The following is a 17,556-nucleotide window of genomic DNA, read 5'->3' as shown; positions in this document are numbered from 1 at the left end:
GATGATAAAAAAAGTATTGATAGCCAATCGTGGGGAAATTGCAGTGCGCATTATTCGCGCATGTAAAGAAATGGATATTGAAACAGTTGCTATTTATTCAGAAGCAGATAAAGAATCACTTCATGTACAGATAGCTGATGAGGCATATTGTGTTGGACCAACGATGTCAAAAGAAAGTTATTTGAATTTGACAAATATTATTAGTGTTGCTAAGTTAACGGGATGTGATGCAATTCATCCGGGTTATGGATTTTTAGCTGAAAATGCTGATTTTGCTGAACTATGCCGTGAGTGTAATTTAATCTTTATTGGGCCGAGCCCAGAAGCGATTTCAAAGATGGGTACAAAAGACGTTGCTCGTGATACAATGAAAGAAGCAGGGGTTCCGATTGTACCGGGTTCACAAGGTATTATTAAAAACATAGAAGAAGCGATCGAACTTGCAAATGAAATTGGATATCCAGTCATTATTAAAGCGACAGCTGGTGGTGGAGGAAAAGGAATTCGTGTTGCTCGCCATGAAGAGGAGCTTGTGAAAGGAATTCAAATTACACAGCAAGAAGCTAGTACCGCTTTTGGAAACCCTGGTGTATACTTAGAAAAGTACGTTGAAGATTTCCGCCATGTTGAGATTCAAATAATGGCAGATGCACATGGCAATGCCATTCATTTAGGAGAACGTGATTGTACAATTCAGCGCCGTTTACAAAAGTTGTTAGAAGAAAGTCCTTCACCTGCTTTGGATGCTGAAATTCGTCAAAAAATGGGTGAAGCTGCAGTGAAAGCGGCAGTAGCAGTTGATTATACAGGTGCTGGTACGGTTGAGTTTATTTATGAATATAAAACGAAAAGCTTTTATTTTATGGAAATGAACACACGAATTCAAGTTGAACATCCTGTGACTGAAATGGTGACAGGAATGGATTTAATTAAAGAACAAATCCGTGTTGCTTCTGGAGAAAAGCTATCGTTACAGCAAGAAGAAGTACAATTTAATGGCTGGGCAATGGAATGTCGGATTAACGCGGAAAACCCTGCCAAAAAATTTATGCCATCCCCAGGTAAAGTTGAAATGTACTTACCGCCAGGTGGGCTTGGTATTCGCGTCGATTCAGCTGTTTATCCAGGTTATTCAATTCCACCTTACTATGATTCGATGATTGCAAAGCTAATCGTTCACGGAAAAACTCGTGAAGAAGCAATTGCAAAGATGAAGCGAGCGCTTAGTGAATTTGTCATTGAAGGCGTACATACAACAATCCCGTTCCATTTACAATTGCTAGATCATCCGGATTTTGTAAAAGGTGAATTTAATACAAAGTTTTTGGAAGAACATGAACTTGTGACGCAGTAATAAAGTGAAACTTTTATTGGTGGAACGTTTTTCTCCACTCATGTAGCTTTCACTAATTGGGCATCTATAGGAAGAGAATCTACTATTGATCTTCTTTCGTTCTAAGAACGTTGAAGAGGATTTTACTGCCTGTTGATGCGGGATATATTTAAAGGAGGTTTTTTTCATGGCTGAACATATGTTAGATATGGGTCAAGATACAACTCTTGGAAAAGTAGAGATTGCACCAGAAGTAATTGAAGTGATTGCAGGTATTGCAGCTGCTGAGGTAGATGGTGTGGCAGCAATGCGCGGAAATTTTGCTACAGATGTTGTGGAAAAATTAGGAAAGAAAAATCATGGTAAAGGTGTAAAGGTTGAATTAGTAAACGAAGATATCATTGTGGATGTTTATGTCATTATGTATTTCGGCGTTGCTATTCCGGTTGTTGCACAAAAGATTCAAGACAACATTCGTCAAGCGCTCTTTACAATGACTGGTCTTGAGCCAAAAGAAGTGAACGTTCACATCGTTGGCGTAACATTCGAAACACAACAAACAGAAATCGAGCCAGTGTAAGAATGAAAAGGTGCCTCATGAACTAGGCACCTTTTTTCTCGTTTCGTTTCTTCACCAATCAACTCCTCTAATTATTATATTATTTTTAAAAATATGAAATCTGAAAGAGAACAGCTATGTTTTTCCTAAAAACGTACATTATGATAAGATGTGGAACTTGAAGTTAATTTTTTTATTATTTTTCAGCTGTGTAACCCGTGTATGAAACGATAAATTGTGTTATTATCATTGTATTATAAGGTTGAAAAATCAATGAAAACTACAAAAGTAAGTAAATTGAGAACTTATAAATTATAATAATATAACAAATCATAAAGAAAGACTTGAAGTATAAAGGAGAGTTACAATGAAACGTAGGACGGCTAGAGAAAGAGCCATGCAAGCATTATATCAAATGGATATTACTGGAGAATTAGAACCGAAAGTAGCGGTAGAGAATACGCTAGATGAAGGGGAAGAAACAAATGAATTTTTAGATTCACTTGTTGGTGGCTTTGTAGAGCATAAAGAAACAATTGATGAGTTAATTCGTCAAAATTTAAAAAAATGGAAATTAGAACGCATTAGTATTGTTGATCGCAGTATTTTGCGCTTAGCTGTTTATGAAATGAAATACATGGAAGAAATTCCGCATAATGTAACAATCAATGAAGCGATTGAAATTGCGAAAACATTTGGGGATGAGGAATCTCGTCGTTTTATTAACGGCGTTTTATCTAATATAAAAGATACACTGTAATTTCTTTAAGGGGGAATCTTAAAATGGTAGCAGTAATTATCAAAGGAAATGAAGTTGCGGAGAAAAAACGAGCACAATTAAAAGAAGAAGTTGTGAAGTTAAAAGAGCAAGGGATTGTACCAGGATTAGCAGTTATTTTAGTTGGAGAAGACCCTGCCTCTCGTTCTTATGTAAAGGGAAAAGAAAAGGGCTGTGAACAAGTGGGGATTTATTCAGAGCTTATCGAATTTCCAGATACGATTACTGAAGAGCGTTTACTTGCTGAAATTGATCGTTTAAATGAGGATGATCGTATCAATGGAATATTAGTACAATTACCTTTACCGAAACATATTGAAGAGAAAGCTATCATTGAAAGAATTTCACCTAAGAAGGATGTAGATGGATTCCATCCCATTAGTATTGGGCGTATGATGACAGGACAAGATACATTTCTTCCATGTACGCCACATGGCATTTTAGAATTAGTAAAAGAAACGAATATTGATATTTCTGGAAAACACGTTGTTGTAATTGGAAGAAGTAACATCGTTGGAAAACCAGTAGGACAACTATTTTTAAATGAAAATGCGACTGTTACGTATTGTCATTCTAAAACGAAAAATATAAAAGAATTGTCAAAGTTAGCTGATATTTTAGTTGTAGCTGTAGGAAGACCAAAAATGGTAACGGCTGATTATATAAAAGAAGGAGCAGTTGTCATTGATGTTGGTGTGAATCGCTTAGAGACAGGGAAACTATGCGGTGATGTCGACTTTGAAAATGTACTAAATATTGCAGGCTACATTACACCGGTACCAAAAGGTGTTGGTCCGATGACAATTACGATGCTTCTTCATAATACAGTTGAATCTGCTAAACGTGCAGGTTTTATCTGCAAATAATTTGAAGCGGCTATGAGGAGAGAGAAATGGAAAAGCAATATTTAACCGTTACAGCATTAACACGCTATATGAAAACAAAAATAGAGTATGATCCGCATTTGCAGTCTGTTTGGTTAAAAGGAGAAATTTCAAACTTTAAATATCATAGCCGTGGCCATATGTATTTTACATTGAAAGATGAAAATGCAAGGATCGCAGCGGTTATGTTTGCGGGGCATAATCGTAATATAAAATTCAGACCAGAAGATGGAATGAAGGTGCTTGTAAAAGGGAAAATCTCTGTCTATGAAGCAAGTGGCTCCTATCAAATTTATGTTCATGATATGCAACCTGATGGTGTGGGGAATCTTCACTTAGCTTATGAACAATTAAAGGTTCGACTAGAGGAAGAAGGGTTATTTTCTCGAGTTTATAAGCAATCCATTCCTGCCTATGCAAAAACAATTGGTGTGATTACATCACCAACGGGGGCGGCTATTCGTGATATTATAACGACGATTAAACGTCGCTATCCAATTGGGAATGTGATTGTTTTTCCAGTACTTGTACAAGGGGAGTTTGCTGCTCCCTCTGTTGTACAAGCTATTCAAACAGCAAATGAGATGAATGATATAGATGTATTAATTGTTGGCCGCGGGGGCGGTTCTATCGAGGAGCTATGGGCTTTTAATGAGGAAATAGTCGCGCGAGCAATTTTTGCAAGTAAGATTCCAATTATCTCTGCTGTTGGACATGAAACGGATTTTACAATCGCTGATTTTGTTGCAGATTTACGTGCACCGACGCCGACAGCAGCTGCTGAATTAGCTGTGCCCAATATTCTTGAAATGCAAGAGAAAGTATTGCAAAGAACACTTCGTTTACAAAGAGCGATGCGAGAAATATTACATAAAAGGCAAGAGCAATTACAAGCACTGCAAAAGTCATATGCATTTCGTTATCCAAGACAAATATATGAACAAAAAGAAGAGCAGTTAGATCGAGCTCTTGAGCAACTTGTTTTAGCAAAAGAGCGCTATATGGAGAAAAAAGTGAATCAGTTAAAGCAGCTCTCATTTTACTTGGAGAAGCACCATCCTGCTCAAAGAATTTCACAAACAAAGATAGCGATTGAAACATTGCAAAAGCAATTACGACGAGAAATGCAAACGGTATTACAAACGAAAGAATTTGCATTTGTGAGAATAGCAAAGCAACTAGAAGCATTAAGTCCGCTTAAAGTCATGATGAGAGGATATGGACTTGTATATAGTGAGAAGAATCAAGTATTGAAAAGTGTAAAAGATGTTAGTGCTGGAGATGTAGTTTCCGTGCAATTACAAGATGGTATATTAGATTGTAATGTATCAAGCGTAAAGGAGCGTGAATCAAATGGAAAATAAGTTGAGCTTTGAAGAGGCGATTTCACAGCTTGAGCATCTCGTTTCCAAGCTTGAGCAAGGCGATGTTCCTTTAGAAGAAGCAATCTCATACTTTAAAGAAGGTATGGAATTGTCTAAGTTGTGTGATGAGAAATTAAAAGATGTACAAGAACAAATGGCAGTAATCCTTGGAGAAGATGGACAACTTGAGCCATTTACAGCTTTAGGAGATGAAGCATAGTGGCATATGGAGATTTCGATGCTTTTGTAATAGAAAGCAAAATGTTTATAGAAAAAGAACTTGCGCGTTATGCGAATGAATTGCAATGTCCAAACGTGCTTCGCGATGCGATGGCATATTCATTAGAAGCGGGTGGAAAACGTCTCCGCCCGTTACTTTTATTTGCAACTTTGCATGCGTTTGGGAAAGAACGAGAACTTGGAATAGGTGCAGCTTGTGCACTTGAAATGATTCATACATACTCTTTAATTCATGATGATTTACCATGTATGGATGATGATGACTTAAGACGCGGGAAGCCAACTAATCATAAAGTATTTGGAGAGGCGATGGCTGTTTTAGCAGGCGATGGCTTGCTCACCTATGCGTTTCAAGTAGTCTCAGCGTATAACCATGAAGGAATTTCTAGTGAAATAAAGTTAAGGCTAGCACTTGAGCTTGCTAAAGCCGCGGGGCCAGAAGGAATGGTGGCTGGACAAGTAGCGGATATGGAAGCGGAAGGAAAGCACCTTACACTGAATGAACTAGAGTATATCCATAAGCATAAAACAGGAAGATTATTAGAGTTTGCTGTACTTGCTGGCGCTATCATTGCCGGTGCAACAAAAGAAGAAGAGGAAAAGCTACTTGTCTTTGCAAAATATGTTGGCCTCGCCTTTCAAATTAGAGATGATATTTTAGATGTGGAAGGAACAGAAGAAGAAATTGGAAAGCCAATTGGTAGCGACGCTTCCAATGAAAAGAGTACATATACGACATTATTTGCGACAGACGAAGCAAAAAGCATATTAGAAGAAACGATTGCCAAAGCAAAAGATGCAATTATGTCCCTGCAATTACAAGATACATACTTGCTCTCTGTTTGTGATCTCATCGCAAAGCGTAACAACTAGTATAACAGCGTTTTCATTTGTTGAGTCATTCATCATTTTGTGGTATAAATGTAGAAAAAGGTTTTTCTTTTCTTTTTATTGGCAAAAATATACTTAGATTACATTGCCGTTGTCACGTTGTGTGAGCGGCTCTTTTTTTCATCATACAAAGAAGTGGGCGTATCCAAGTAAGAAAAGATAAGATAAAATGTAGTAGGAAAAGATAAGAACTTCTTGTATTGTGTAAAGTTTTTTTATAATATTTGACATGTTGACAGATTATGAAATGAAAGTGAGTGATCCATGTGGATCTAACGCAAATTCAAAACCCTAGTTTTTTGAAAGATATGTCTATCAGTGAACTAGAGGAATTGAGTGAGGATATTCGCAAGTTTTTAATTGAAGAGCTCTCTCAAACAGGTGGACATATTGCTCCTAACTTAGGTGTAGTAGAACTCACAATTGCTCTGCATACATTATTTGATAGTCCGAAAGATAAATTTTTATGGGATGTCGGACATCAATCTTATGTTCATAAAATTTTAACAGGGCGTGCAAAAGAGTTTCGTACATTAAGGCAGTATAAAGGATTGTGTGGTTTTCCAAAACGTTGTGAAAGTGAACATGATGTGTGGGAAACTGGTCATAGCTCAACATCATTATCTGCTGCGATGGGAATGGCTTTAGCGCGTGATTTAAAGAAAACAAATGAATATGTTATACCAATTATTGGAGATGGTGCTTTAACTGGAGGAATGGCTCTAGAAGCGCTGAATCATATCGGACACGAAAAGACAGATATGATTGTGATACTTAACGATAATGAAATGTCAATCGCACCGAATGTTGGAGCACTTCATAATGTACTTGGTCGCTTGCGTACAGCTGGCAAATATCAATGGGTAAAAGATGAACTAGAGTATATTCTTAAAAAGATTCCAGCAGTTGGTGGGAAAGTTGCAGCGACGGCGGAAAAGATTAAAGATAGCTTGAAATATTTATTAGTATCTGGTGTCTTTTTTGAGGAATTAGGTTTTACTTATTTAGGTCCAGTTGATGGACATGATTATGAAAAACTATTTGAAACGCTGCAATATGCGAAGAAAACAAAAGGCCCAGTACTTGTTCATGTGATTACAAAGAAAGGAAAAGGGTATAAACCTGCTGAAAGTGATGTAATCGGTACTTGGCATGGCACTGGCCCATATAAGATTGAATCGGGAGACTTTGTGAAACCGAAGGAAGTTGCTCCAGCATGGAGCAACGTTGTTAGTGAAACGGTTCGTAAACTGGCAAGAACGGATGAGCGTATCGTAGCGATTACGCCGGCGATGCCTGTTGGATCTAAACTTGAGAAGTTTCATCAAGAGTTTCCAAATCGTATGATTGATGTAGGAATTGCCGAGCAACATGCAACAACGATGGCAGCTGGAATGGCAACACAAGGAATGAAACCATTCTTAGCGATCTATTCGACGTTCTTACAAAGAGCATATGATCAAGTTGTTCATGATATATGCCGTCAAAATTTAAATGTTTTCATCGGTATTGATCGTTCTGGATTAGTTGGTGCAGATGGAGAAACGCATCAAGGAGTATTTGATATTGCGTTTTTACGCCACTTACCAAATATCGTCCTTATGATGCCGAAAGATGAGAATGAAGGACAACATTTAGTATATACAGCAATGCAATATGAAGATGGACCGATTGCACTTCGATATCCACGTGGAAATGGACTTGGTGTTCCAATGGATGATGAATTAAAGGTGATTCCAATTGGCACATGGGAAACATTAAGAGAAGGTACGCAAGCAGCCATTGTAACATTTGGGACAACAATTCCAATGGCTATGGAAGCAGCAGAGCGTCTTGAAAAAGCTGGTGTTTCTGTAAAGGTGGTAAATGCTCGTTTTATTAAGCCAATGGATGAAGCATATTTGCATGATCTTTTAGGAAAGAATATACCGATTTTAACAATTGAAGAAGCTTGTTTAATCGGCGGGTTTGGATCAGGAGTCATGGAGTTTGCTGCTGAACATGGATATCATAGTGCATTGATTGAACGAATGGGAATTCCAGATCATTTTATCGAGCATGGTAGCGTTACGAAATTATTAGAAGAAATTGGTTTAACAACAGATGCGGTTGTAGATCGCATTCATACAATGATTCCATCAAAACAAAAAAGGGCGTAACAAATGAGTGTAAAAAAAGAAAGAGTAGATGTATTAGTAGTAGAACGCGGGCTGATTGAAACGCGTGAAAAAGCAAAGCGCGCCATTATGGCTGGGCTTGTATATGCGAATGAGATGAGGCTCGATAAGCCGGGGGAAAAAATTCCTGAGGACACACCCATTACAATAAAGGGACAAGTTATGCCTTATGTAAGCCGCGGTGGTTATAAATTAGAAAAGGCATTACAAGTATTTCAACTTGATTTGCAAGATAAAATTATGATTGATATTGGTTCATCAACTGGTGGTTTTACAGATTGTGCGCTACAAAATGGAGTAAAGTTATCTTATGCTTTGGATGTAGGATACAATCAATTGGCGTGGAAACTTCGTCAAGATGAACGTGTTGTTGTGATGGAACGAACGAACTTCCGTTATGTCACACCAGCTGACTTAGCGCGTGGATTACCTCAGTTTGCAAGCATCGACGTTTCGTTCATATCATTAAAGCTTATTTTGCCGGTTTTAAAAACAATGCTTATGCCAAATGGTGATGTAGCTGCATTAATTAAACCGCAATTTGAAGCTGGGCGAGAACAAGTTGGAAAAAAAGGTATCGTTCGTGACAAAAAAGTACATGAAGCTGTTGTTGAAATGATTGTCGACTTTGCGTTACAAGAAGGATACGATGTACAAGGCTTGACGTTCTCACCTATTACAGGTGGAGATGGAAATATCGAATTTTTAATCCATTTAAAATGGTATGGTGAGCGCGAGACTGGCGAAAACCATTCTCCAATTTCCATCGAGCAAGTTGTTACAGAAGCGCATGAAGTGTTAAAACAAAAGGGAAAAGGGGAATAACGTATGTTGTTCCTCTTTTTGTTGGAATTGTATAATGATTGTAAAAACAATTGTGTACAATAAAACGATTATACGTTAACATAAATAAGTGAAGTATATCAACGTTTAAACTATGGTAAGAGATAGTGTGAGGTGCAAATGTATGAATAAGGGTCAGCGCCATATTAAAATTAGAGAAATTATCGCGAACAAAGAAATTGAAACACAAGATGAACTAGTTGACATTTTACGTAACGAAGGCTTTAATGTAACGCAAGCAACTGTATCACGTGATATTAAAGAGCTGCACTTAGTAAAAGTGCCATTACATGATGGCCGCTATAAATATAGCTTACCAGCAGATCAACGCTTTAATCCGTTACAAAAATTAAAACGAAATCTAGTTGATTCGTTTGTGAAATTAGACACAGCAGGGCATATGCTTGTGTTAAAAACATTACCTGGTAATGCTCACGCGCTAGGAGCGCTTATTGATCATTTAGAGTGGGACGAGATTATCGGCACCATTTGTGGTGATGATACTTGCTTAATTATTTGTCGTACGCCTGAAGATACTGGTAATGTATCGGATCGTTTCTTAAATATGCTGTAACAAAAAAGAATCTTGTTTACTTTCTTACTAAAATGAGAAAGTAAACAAGATATTTTTTATTGCGAAAAATAGGATTTTTATAATGGTATACATAAAGAGGCGGATTGACCCATAAAACAAATGTTTGGTACAATGAAGCATGTTAGAGAATACATGATAGATGTGATATATAGAGGATAACGATTTAAATAATATGTAATGAAAGCTCTTAATAGGGCATTAGTTTATAACGAGGTGAATGAAGCATTGTTATCGGAATTATCGATTAGAAACTTTGCTATTATTGAGTCATTAAATATTTCTTTTCAAAAAGGCTTAACTGTATTAAGTGGTGAAACAGGAGCGGGAAAATCAATTATTATTGATGCAATTAGCTTACTTGTTGGTGGTCGTGGCTCAGCGGAATTTGTTCGATATGGAACAGAGAAAGCAGAAATTGAAGGATTGTTTTATATAGAGGACGATAAACACCCGTGCATTGCGAAGGCAGAAGAGCTAGATATTGAAATTGAAGATGGCATGATTATTTTAAAACGTGACATAGCTGCGAATGGAAAAAGTGTATGTCGCATCAATGGTAAGCTTGTTACATTAAGTATATTGAAAGAAATTGGGAAAACACTTGTTGATATTCACGGACAACATGAGACACAAGATTTAATGAATGAAGAACGGCATCTCTTCATGCTTGATCATTTTGATGGGGATCGAATTGTAAAACAATTAGAAAAATATCAAGAAGTATATGTAAAATATGAACAATTGAAGAAACAGTTAAAAGCTTTAACAGAAAATGAACAACAGATGGCTCACCGCTTGGATTTAATTCAATTTCAATGTGAAGAAATTCGTAAAGCGGATTTAAAGGTAGATGAAGAAGAGGAATTAACAGAGGAGCGCTTGAAAATCTCTAATTTTGAGAAGATTTATAAAGCGCTAGGTGATGCTTATCGTTCATTAAGTACAGATGGACAAGGTCTTGATCATGTGCGAAATGCAATGGGGCAAATGGAGAGTATTGCACATTTAGATGAATCGTATCAAGAAAACCATGATTCGATAGCAAATAGTTATTATTTGCTGGAAGAAGTAGCCTATCAGCTAAGAGAAAAATTAGATATGATGGAATATGATCCAAATCGTTTAGATGAAATTGAAAATCGTTTAAATGAAATTCGTATGCTAAAGAGAAAGTATGGAAATACTGTAGAAGAGATTTTAGCGTATGCAGATAAAATAGAGCAAGAAATATTTACGATTGAAAATAAAGATGTGCATATTGAAAAGGCTAAAAAAGAGTTAAAAGAATTGGAAAGTGTAATCTTAAAAGAAGCGACAGTGTTAAGTGATATGCGCCATGAGCTTGCAGAGCGCTTAACAAGTGCCATTCACCAAGAATTGAAAGAACTATATATGGAAAAAACAAAATTTGAAGTGAGAATAACAAAAAAAGAAGGAAATGTAGAAGATCCACTCGTTGAAGGAATACCTGTCAAATTAACAGTGGATGGATATGACCAAGTGGAGTTCTATATTTCCACAAATCCAGGTGAACCGTTGAAACAGCTTTCAAAAGTTGCTTCTGGAGGAGAGTTATCTCGTATCATTTTAGCTTTAAAGAGTATTTTTTCGAAACATCATGGTGTCGCATCTGTCATTTTTGATGAAGTGGATACAGGTGTAAGCGGCCGAGTTGCACAAGCGATTGCTGAGAAAATTTACAGGGTATCAGTAAATTCACAAGTACTTTGCATTACTCATTTACCTCAAGTAGCTTCAATGGCGGACTCGCATTTATTTATCCGAAAACAAGTGGCGAATAATCGGACAATTACATCTGTCACAATACTAAGTCCAGAGGATAAAGTAACAGAAATTGCTCGCATGATTTCTGGTGTGGAAATTACGGATTTAACTACGGAACATGCGAAAGAGTTACTTACACAAGCAAATCATTTTAAGCAAGCAGCAGAGGCTATCCAATAATGGATAGCTTTTTTGCTCAAATCATGATTTCTTAATTCTTCCGGTTATAAACAGGGCGTTGCAAGGAGAGATTAAAAGATGAGGCCGAAGAGGCTGAATGTGGGGTAGGAGCGAGGAGAGTGAATAAATTGAAATTAGAACACTTCCGGAAAATAATAGGGATTTGTCTCCTTGTTTCGTTAGTTTTTATTGTCTGTTTTAAACCATTACGTACATTTATTTCATTTCCAAAACAACTTGTTATTTTTGAAGGGGAACAATCAGAAATAGAATCACTGCCTGCTTTTCAAGCTTCATCTACCAATCATAACGTGTTTACCGTAAGTCCCAAACAAAAAGCACCGGGGATTATGGTGAATTCTCATCGAAATGGTGAAGCGGATATGGTGTTTCAATTGGCTGGTCTCCCTGTGAAGAAAGTAAATGTAAAAGTGTTAAAAGATTTTAAAGTCATTCCAGGTGGACAATCTATCGGTGTGAAGTTGAATACGAAAGGCGTTCTTGTTGTTGGACATCATTTAATTCAAACGGAAAAAGGGAAAGTATCACCAGGTGAACTAGCAGGTGTACAAATTGGTGATATGATTACTGCAATTAATGGAAAAACAATCGAAAGAATGAGCGATGTAGCACCATTTATTCATAGTAGTGGTGAAACAGGTGAACCGCTCCATCTTGTGTTATTGAGAGATGGGAAGTATATTCGCACAAAGTTAACGCCACAAAAAGATAGTGGGGAATCATCTTATCGCATTGGTCTATATATTCGCGATTCGGCAGCTGGTATTGGCACGATGACATTTATCCATCCAAATTCCATGAAATATGGAGCGCTTGGTCATGTTATTTCTGACAATGATACAAAAAAACCGATTCAAGTGGAAGATGGACAAATTATGCGTTCGACAGTCACTTCGATTGAAAGAGGGAGCCATGGAAATCCCGGAGAAAAGTTAGCGAAATTCTCACCAGATCGTGAAGTGATTGGGAATATTACAATAAATAGTCCATTTGGGATTTTTGGTAAGTTAAATACGAATGTGAAAAATGGGATAATGGATAAGGCGATGCCAATCGCATTATCTCATCAAGTAAAAGAAGGTCCAGCAAAAATATTAACAGTAATTGATAACGATAAAGTAGAATCATTTGATGTGAACATAGTAAGTGCAGTACCGCAAAAATTTCCAGCTACAAAAGGAATGGTTATAAAGGTTACTGATAAGCGTTTATTAGAAAAAACAGGTGGTATTGTACAAGGAATGAGCGGAAGCCCAATTGTTCAAAATGGAAAAGTGATTGGTGCAGTTACACATGTATTCGTAAATGATCCAACTTCCGGATATGGTGTGCATATTGAGTGGATGTTACATGAAGCAGGAATAAATATTTATGAACAAGAGAAAAAAGCAAGCTGATGTGTATCGGCTTGCTTTTTTATTGAGAAATTCGTTGAAATTTTGGAAAAGCTCCGCAAGAGCTGTTTTTTGTTGTAAAATAAAAGAAAAGAGTGGACATTTTGTTGTAATTCTATGATGGAATGTGATGCGAAAAAAAAGAAATGAACGATAAACATATTTTTTTGTGATTTTATCGGAATTTAGAAACTTTAAAAGGGAAATTTCACACAATTGTCGAACAATTCATGTAGCCTAGAAGCTTACACATGTCGGAAAATTCGATTCGATTCGGTAAGGGAGGAAAAGCTGTGGAGAAAATCAAAGTATGTCTTGTGGATGATAATAAAGAATTGGTATCAATGCTAGAAAGTTATGTTGCTGCCCAAGATGATATGGAAGTAATCGGAACGGCTTATAATGGTCAAGAATGTTTAAATTTATTAAAAGAGAAACAACCTGATGTACTCGTTTTAGACATTATTATGCCACATTTAGATGGCCTAGCAGTACTGGAGAAAATGCGACATATTGAACGATTAAAACAACCGAATGTTATTATGTTAACAGCATTTGGGCAAGAAGATGTGACAAAAAAAGCAGTTGATCTAGGAGCTTCTTATTTCATATTAAAACCATTTGATATGGAGAATTTAACGAGCCATATTCGTCAAGTAAGTGGTAAAACAAACGCTGCGATAAAACGTCCACTACCAACTTTCCGATCGGCAACAACAGCAGATGGAAAACCGAAAAATTTAGATGCGAGTATTACGAGCATTATTCACGAAATTGGTGTGCCAGCTCATATTAAAGGATATATGTATTTACGCGAAGCAATTTCTATGGTATACAATGATATTGAGTTGTTAGGATCTATTACGAAAGTATTATATCCAGATATCGCTAAGAAATATAATACAACAGCAAGCCGTGTGGAACGTGCAATTCGACATGCGATTGAAGTAGCATGGAGCCGTGGAAATATTGATTCTATCTCATCTTTATTCGGGTATACCGTATCCATGTCAAAAGCAAAACCGACGAATTCCGAGTTTATCGCAATGGTTGCGGATAAATTGAGGCTTGAACATAAGGCATCATAAAGGTTGTTTTGGCGCGGGTTTGAGCGGATTTTAACGTTAAAGATCGTTGAGCAATAAATATCTTTTCTGACCGATAAATAACACGGTCAAAAAGGCGATAAACGCCGTTCTTTTGGTGGTTATTAAAACTATCGAGAGGGCGGTGTTTTTTATTGTCTGATTTCGAATTTCAAATATGGGAGCTATGATTGGTATTTTTGTTGCTATGAAACAAAAATTAGAAGAAAAACTCGAGCACTTATATGAATTTAATACTACTTCAAGTAGCAATTATGACACAGCAATTCAATTAGCCGCTAGTATTGCGACGGGTTTAGCTGAAGTCCAAAGTGGGAAAGGTTTTAGCCCTGCAAGTGGTACATTTAGTATACAAGGATTGAATATGGAGTGGACAACTTCAATTCAAGCAATTACAGAAGAGAGGGCACGACAAGCTGCCACTTCAATTGAAGAAGGTGAAATGTGTGATAAGCTACCTGAAAAATCTACTGGTGAAAAAATTTGGGACGGTATTGTAGATGGTACGGGACAAGCAGTTAGCGATACAATAGACGGAATAAAAGCTTTAGGAGATTGGGAAACGTGGGAAAACATGGGGAACGCTGCTTTGCACCCTATTGATACCCTTAGTACCATGTATAATGCATTATCGGATTCATTTATTAATGATGTAATCAATGGGGATGCAGAAAGTCGGGCAAAGTGGGGAAGTTATGCTTTAACACAAGTAGGGCTAGGTCTCATTGGTGATAAAGGATTAAGTAAAGTTTCAACAGTGGCAAGAGGTGCGAAGTTTGCAAAAGTAACTGAAATTACTGCACCACGTTTACAACCTGCTTTTGCAGGTGGTCTTACTAGTGGGATTATGACTAGTATGTTACCGCCAACAGGAAACTGGGGGAATTATCTAAGTGGTTATCTTATGTTTGCTAGACCATCTTGGAGACAGTCTGAACTTGATGCCTTGAAAGATTACAAAGGATTTAGGGAACAAGTCATTTTCAAAGATGGTGAAGAATTAAAGAAAAAAACAAAAGGTTCTTCTATTCCTGATTTATATAGTGAAGGCGTTAAACATGCAGTTGAAGTAAAAAACTATGACGTGTCTACGCCAGCAAAGAGAACTAGATTAGCTTATGTTATAGGAAAGCAAGTAGAGGCAAGATTGAAGAATCTACCTGAAGGAACGAAACAAACAGTTCGTGTTGATATTAGGGGACAGGAAGTAAGTCCTGATGAAATTATTGAACTAGTGCAGAAAATCAAGACAAAAACAAATGATAACGTTACTATTGAAATTAAAGATTAGTATATTGGAGTGATAATATGTCAAACGTAGGATTTGGAATAGATTTTATGTTTTATGAAGTAGGGCATCCTGACTTTTTGCATAGCTTCTTTTCAACAATGTCATATCATACAGAACCTGAAGGTTGGGGAACTAAATACCCTTTACTTATGAAGAATTTGTATTTTGATAAGTTAAATTGGGAAGACGTAGAAGAAGCGAGAAAGAATTTAAAAGAAATTCAAAGCATATTACAAAAGAAGAAACCCGAAGAAATTATTTGGGATATTGAAGATATAACCAAAAGACCGCCGTGGGAAGGAAAAGCATTACCATCACAAGTTGTTGACCTTGTTACGTATTTTGCTAGAGAAGATGGAAAGACATTTTCTGATTTATTATTTAAAGCATTTGATTTCTCAGAAACCTTAAAACATGAAATTGTAATAAGAAAAAGTCTAGCTGATACAACATTTTAACTTTTGCTGTAAGTATTTTCTTAATCCGAAATATTCTTCAATCCCCAACCATTGTACTTTAGGAACACGAAGAAAAAGAATTGGAAAAAGCTATTTATCCCGTTTGTTCATCATTTACAGAATTGCTTAATAGCCTACGTGATTTTGAAGACGAGGACGAATAATTAATTAAGAGTAACAAAGTGGTACAATTAAATTTAGATAAGCAATAGATTGTACACTTCTAACCAATAAATAGAAGCATATAATGATAGTTATGAAATACAAAACGTCTTGATATAGCGATGGTTATACAGTATCCATGTCAAAAGCAAAACCGACGAATTCCGAGTTTATCGCAATGGTTGCGGATAAATTGAGGCTTGAACATAAGGCATCATAAAGGTTGTTTTGGCGCGGGTTTGAGCGGATTTTAACGTTAAAGATCGTTGAGCAATAAATATCTTTTCTGACCGATAAATAACACGGTCAAAAAGGCGATAAACGCCGTTCTTTTGGTAGTTATTAAAACTATCGAGAGGGCGGTGTTTTTTATTGTCTGATTTCGAATTTCAAATCGAAAATTTTATGTTGTATTGTACGTTGAAGAATCTTTCAGCCAAGACTTTGAAAAGTTACGAACAACAACTTAAGTTATTTTCAGTATACATATTGAAGAAGGTAAAATGTGTGGTAAGCTACCTGAAAAATCTACTGGTGAAAAAATTTGGGACGGTATTGTAGATGGTACGGGACAAGCAGTTAGCGATACAATAGACGGAATAAAAGCTTTAGGAGATTGGGAAACGTGGGAAAACATGGGGAACGCTGCTTTGCACCCTATTGATACCCTTAGTACCATAATGCATTGTCAGATTCATTTATTAATGATGTAATCAATGGGGATGCAGAAAGTCGGGCAAAGTGGGGAAGTTATGCTTTAACACAAGTAGGATTAGGACTTATTGGTGATAAAGGATTGAGTAAAGTATCGAAGGTAGCAACTACTGCAAATCTAGCAAAAGGTATGTCCAAATTAACTAATTCTGCTACATATAGAAACACACTAAACGCATTAAATAATTTTAATTTAAACATTGGAAACCGTTTTGCTTATGCTGGTTTTGGGGGAAGTTCTTTAAAATCTAGCTTTATTGATACTTATCAAACAGCTAAGGATAAGCTATCACCTTATCAATATACTAAAAGGACTACGGATGGTGACATTTTTGTTGGTAAATTATATGGAGAAGATGTAATTCTTAAAGATGTTAAAGTTGATGAAATTACTTATTCTAAGAGAACACGAGAAGAAGCTGAACAACTTCGGAAGGAATTTGATAGAAGTGTCAGAAAAGATTTTCTTAAATCTATAGTTAATGACCCTGTTAAGCTTATTGAACTCAAGAATGCTGGTATATCAGATGGGGATATAGAATTGATGAAAAGAGGAAAGCCTCCGATAGGGTGGCAAGTACATCATAATCTTCCTTTAGATGATGGAGGGACAAATGCATTTGAAAATTTAACTTTAATACAAAATCTCCCATATCATAAAGCTATAACTAATACACAACGTACATTAACTAAAGGCTTACAACCTGGAGATAGTGTAGACATAAGCTGGCCTATACCGAAATATAATATCTATCCTAAAGGGGAATAAATTTAGAAAGAG

At 36.5% G+C, this 17,556-nt stretch carries 15 protein-coding genes and 3 pseudogenes; all 18 read left to right on the top strand.

The genetic code is table 11. The features are described from left to right. The first annotated feature begins 1 nt into the window (after nt 1). Nucleotides 2-1,354, top strand: coding sequence for an acetyl-CoA carboxylase biotin carboxylase subunit (accC, locus tag MR058_RS09560; protein ID WP_242143735.1), 1,353 nt, complete (start codon nt 2-4; stop codon nt 1,352-1,354). Between the two features lie 166 nt (nt 1,355-1,520). After that, entirely contained in the window at nt 1,521-1,913 is a 393-nt protein-coding gene (locus MR058_RS09555) for an Asp23/Gls24 family envelope stress response protein (protein ID WP_242143734.1), read from the top strand. Between the two features lie 346 nt (nt 1,914-2,259). Beyond that, on the top strand, nt 2,260-2,652 hold the full coding sequence (gene nusB / locus MR058_RS09550; protein WP_242143733.1) for a N utilization substance protein NusB: 393 nt from the start codon (nt 2,260-2,262) through the stop codon (nt 2,650-2,652). Nucleotides 2,653-2,675: 23 nt separating this feature from the next. Further along, nucleotides 2,676-3,536, top strand: coding sequence for a bifunctional methylenetetrahydrofolate dehydrogenase/methenyltetrahydrofolate cyclohydrolase FolD (gene folD, locus MR058_RS09545; RefSeq protein WP_242143732.1), 861 nt, complete (start codon nt 2,676-2,678; stop codon nt 3,534-3,536). Nucleotides 3,537-3,562: 26 nt separating this feature from the next. Further along, entirely contained in the window at nt 3,563-4,918 is a 1,356-nt protein-coding gene (xseA, locus tag MR058_RS09540) for an exodeoxyribonuclease VII large subunit (RefSeq protein WP_242143731.1), read from the top strand. Further along, the gene (gene xseB / locus MR058_RS09535; protein ID WP_012095332.1) at nt 4,908-5,138 is read left to right on the top strand and encodes an exodeoxyribonuclease VII small subunit; all 231 of its coding nucleotides are present in this window, start codon (nt 4,908-4,910) and stop codon (nt 5,136-5,138) included. The genes xseA and xseB overlap by 11 nt, the downstream gene beginning before the upstream one ends. A gap of 41 nt (nt 5,139-5,179) precedes the next feature. Beyond that, on the top strand, nt 5,180-6,031 hold the full coding sequence (locus MR058_RS09530; protein ID WP_242143809.1) for a polyprenyl synthetase family protein: 852 nt from the start codon (nt 5,180-5,182) through the stop codon (nt 6,029-6,031). 284 nt (nt 6,032-6,315) lie between these two features. Further along, nucleotides 6,316-8,208: a 1-deoxy-D-xylulose-5-phosphate synthase gene (gene dxs / locus MR058_RS09525; protein ID WP_242143730.1), complete on the top strand. Its 1,893-nt coding sequence runs from the start codon at nt 6,316-6,318 to the stop codon at nt 8,206-8,208. A 3-nt stretch (nt 8,209-8,211) separates the two neighbouring features. Next, nucleotides 8,212-9,051, top strand: coding sequence for a TlyA family RNA methyltransferase (locus MR058_RS09520; RefSeq protein ID WP_242143729.1), 840 nt, complete (start codon nt 8,212-8,214; stop codon nt 9,049-9,051). Nucleotides 9,052-9,193: 142 nt separating this feature from the next. Then, nucleotides 9,194-9,643 (top strand): arginine repressor ArgR, encoded by a 450-nt coding sequence (gene argR, locus MR058_RS09515; protein WP_012095328.1) that lies wholly within the window; start codon nt 9,194-9,196, stop codon nt 9,641-9,643. Nucleotides 9,644-9,889: 246 nt separating this feature from the next. After that, the gene (recN, locus tag MR058_RS09510) at nt 9,890-11,629 is read left to right on the top strand and encodes a DNA repair protein RecN (RefSeq protein ID WP_242143807.1); all 1,740 of its coding nucleotides are present in this window, start codon (nt 9,890-9,892) and stop codon (nt 11,627-11,629) included. 119 nt (nt 11,630-11,748) lie between these two features. After that, a complete protein-coding gene (spoIVB, locus tag MR058_RS09505) occupies nt 11,749-13,047 on the top strand; it encodes a SpoIVB peptidase (protein WP_242143728.1) in 1,299 nt (432 codons plus the stop codon). 290 nt (nt 13,048-13,337) lie between these two features. Beyond that, nucleotides 13,338-14,132, top strand: coding sequence for a sporulation transcription factor Spo0A (spo0A, locus tag MR058_RS09500; RefSeq protein WP_242143727.1), 795 nt, complete (start codon nt 13,338-13,340; stop codon nt 14,130-14,132). Nucleotides 14,133-14,307: 175 nt separating this feature from the next. After that, nucleotides 14,308-15,441 (top strand): WXG100 family type VII secretion target, encoded by a 1,134-nt coding sequence (locus tag MR058_RS09495; protein WP_242143726.1) that lies wholly within the window; start codon nt 14,308-14,310, stop codon nt 15,439-15,441. Between the two features lie 17 nt (nt 15,442-15,458). Then, nucleotides 15,459-15,899 carry an Imm70 family immunity protein gene (locus MR058_RS09490; RefSeq protein ID WP_242143725.1) on the top strand — a complete coding sequence of 147 codons (441 nt, stop codon included), beginning with the start codon at nt 15,459-15,461 and terminating at the stop codon, nt 15,897-15,899. Between the two features lie 17 nt (nt 15,900-15,916). After that, nucleotides 15,917-16,063, top strand: a pseudogene (locus MR058_RS09485) (SMI1/KNR4 family protein); the annotation flags it as partial. A 122-nt stretch (nt 16,064-16,185) separates the two neighbouring features. After that, nucleotides 16,186-16,281 (top strand): annotated as a pseudogene (locus MR058_RS09480) (sporulation initiation factor Spo0A C-terminal domain-containing protein); the annotation flags it as partial. Between the two features lie 268 nt (nt 16,282-16,549). Continuing rightward, a pseudogene (locus MR058_RS09475) lies at nt 16,550-17,544 on the top strand (cytoplasmic protein); the annotation flags it as partial. Nucleotides 17,545-17,556: the final 12 nt, after the last annotated feature.

Origin of the sequence: Bacillus cereus group sp. BfR-BA-01430 (assembly GCF_022663115.1) — a bacterium.
In the GTDB taxonomy this organism is placed as follows: Bacteria; Bacillota; Bacilli; order Bacillales; family Bacillaceae_G; genus Bacillus_A; species Bacillus_A cereus_BD.
The sequence above is the reverse complement of the archived record's forward strand: the minus strand, read 5'-3'. Positions and strand labels throughout refer to the sequence as shown.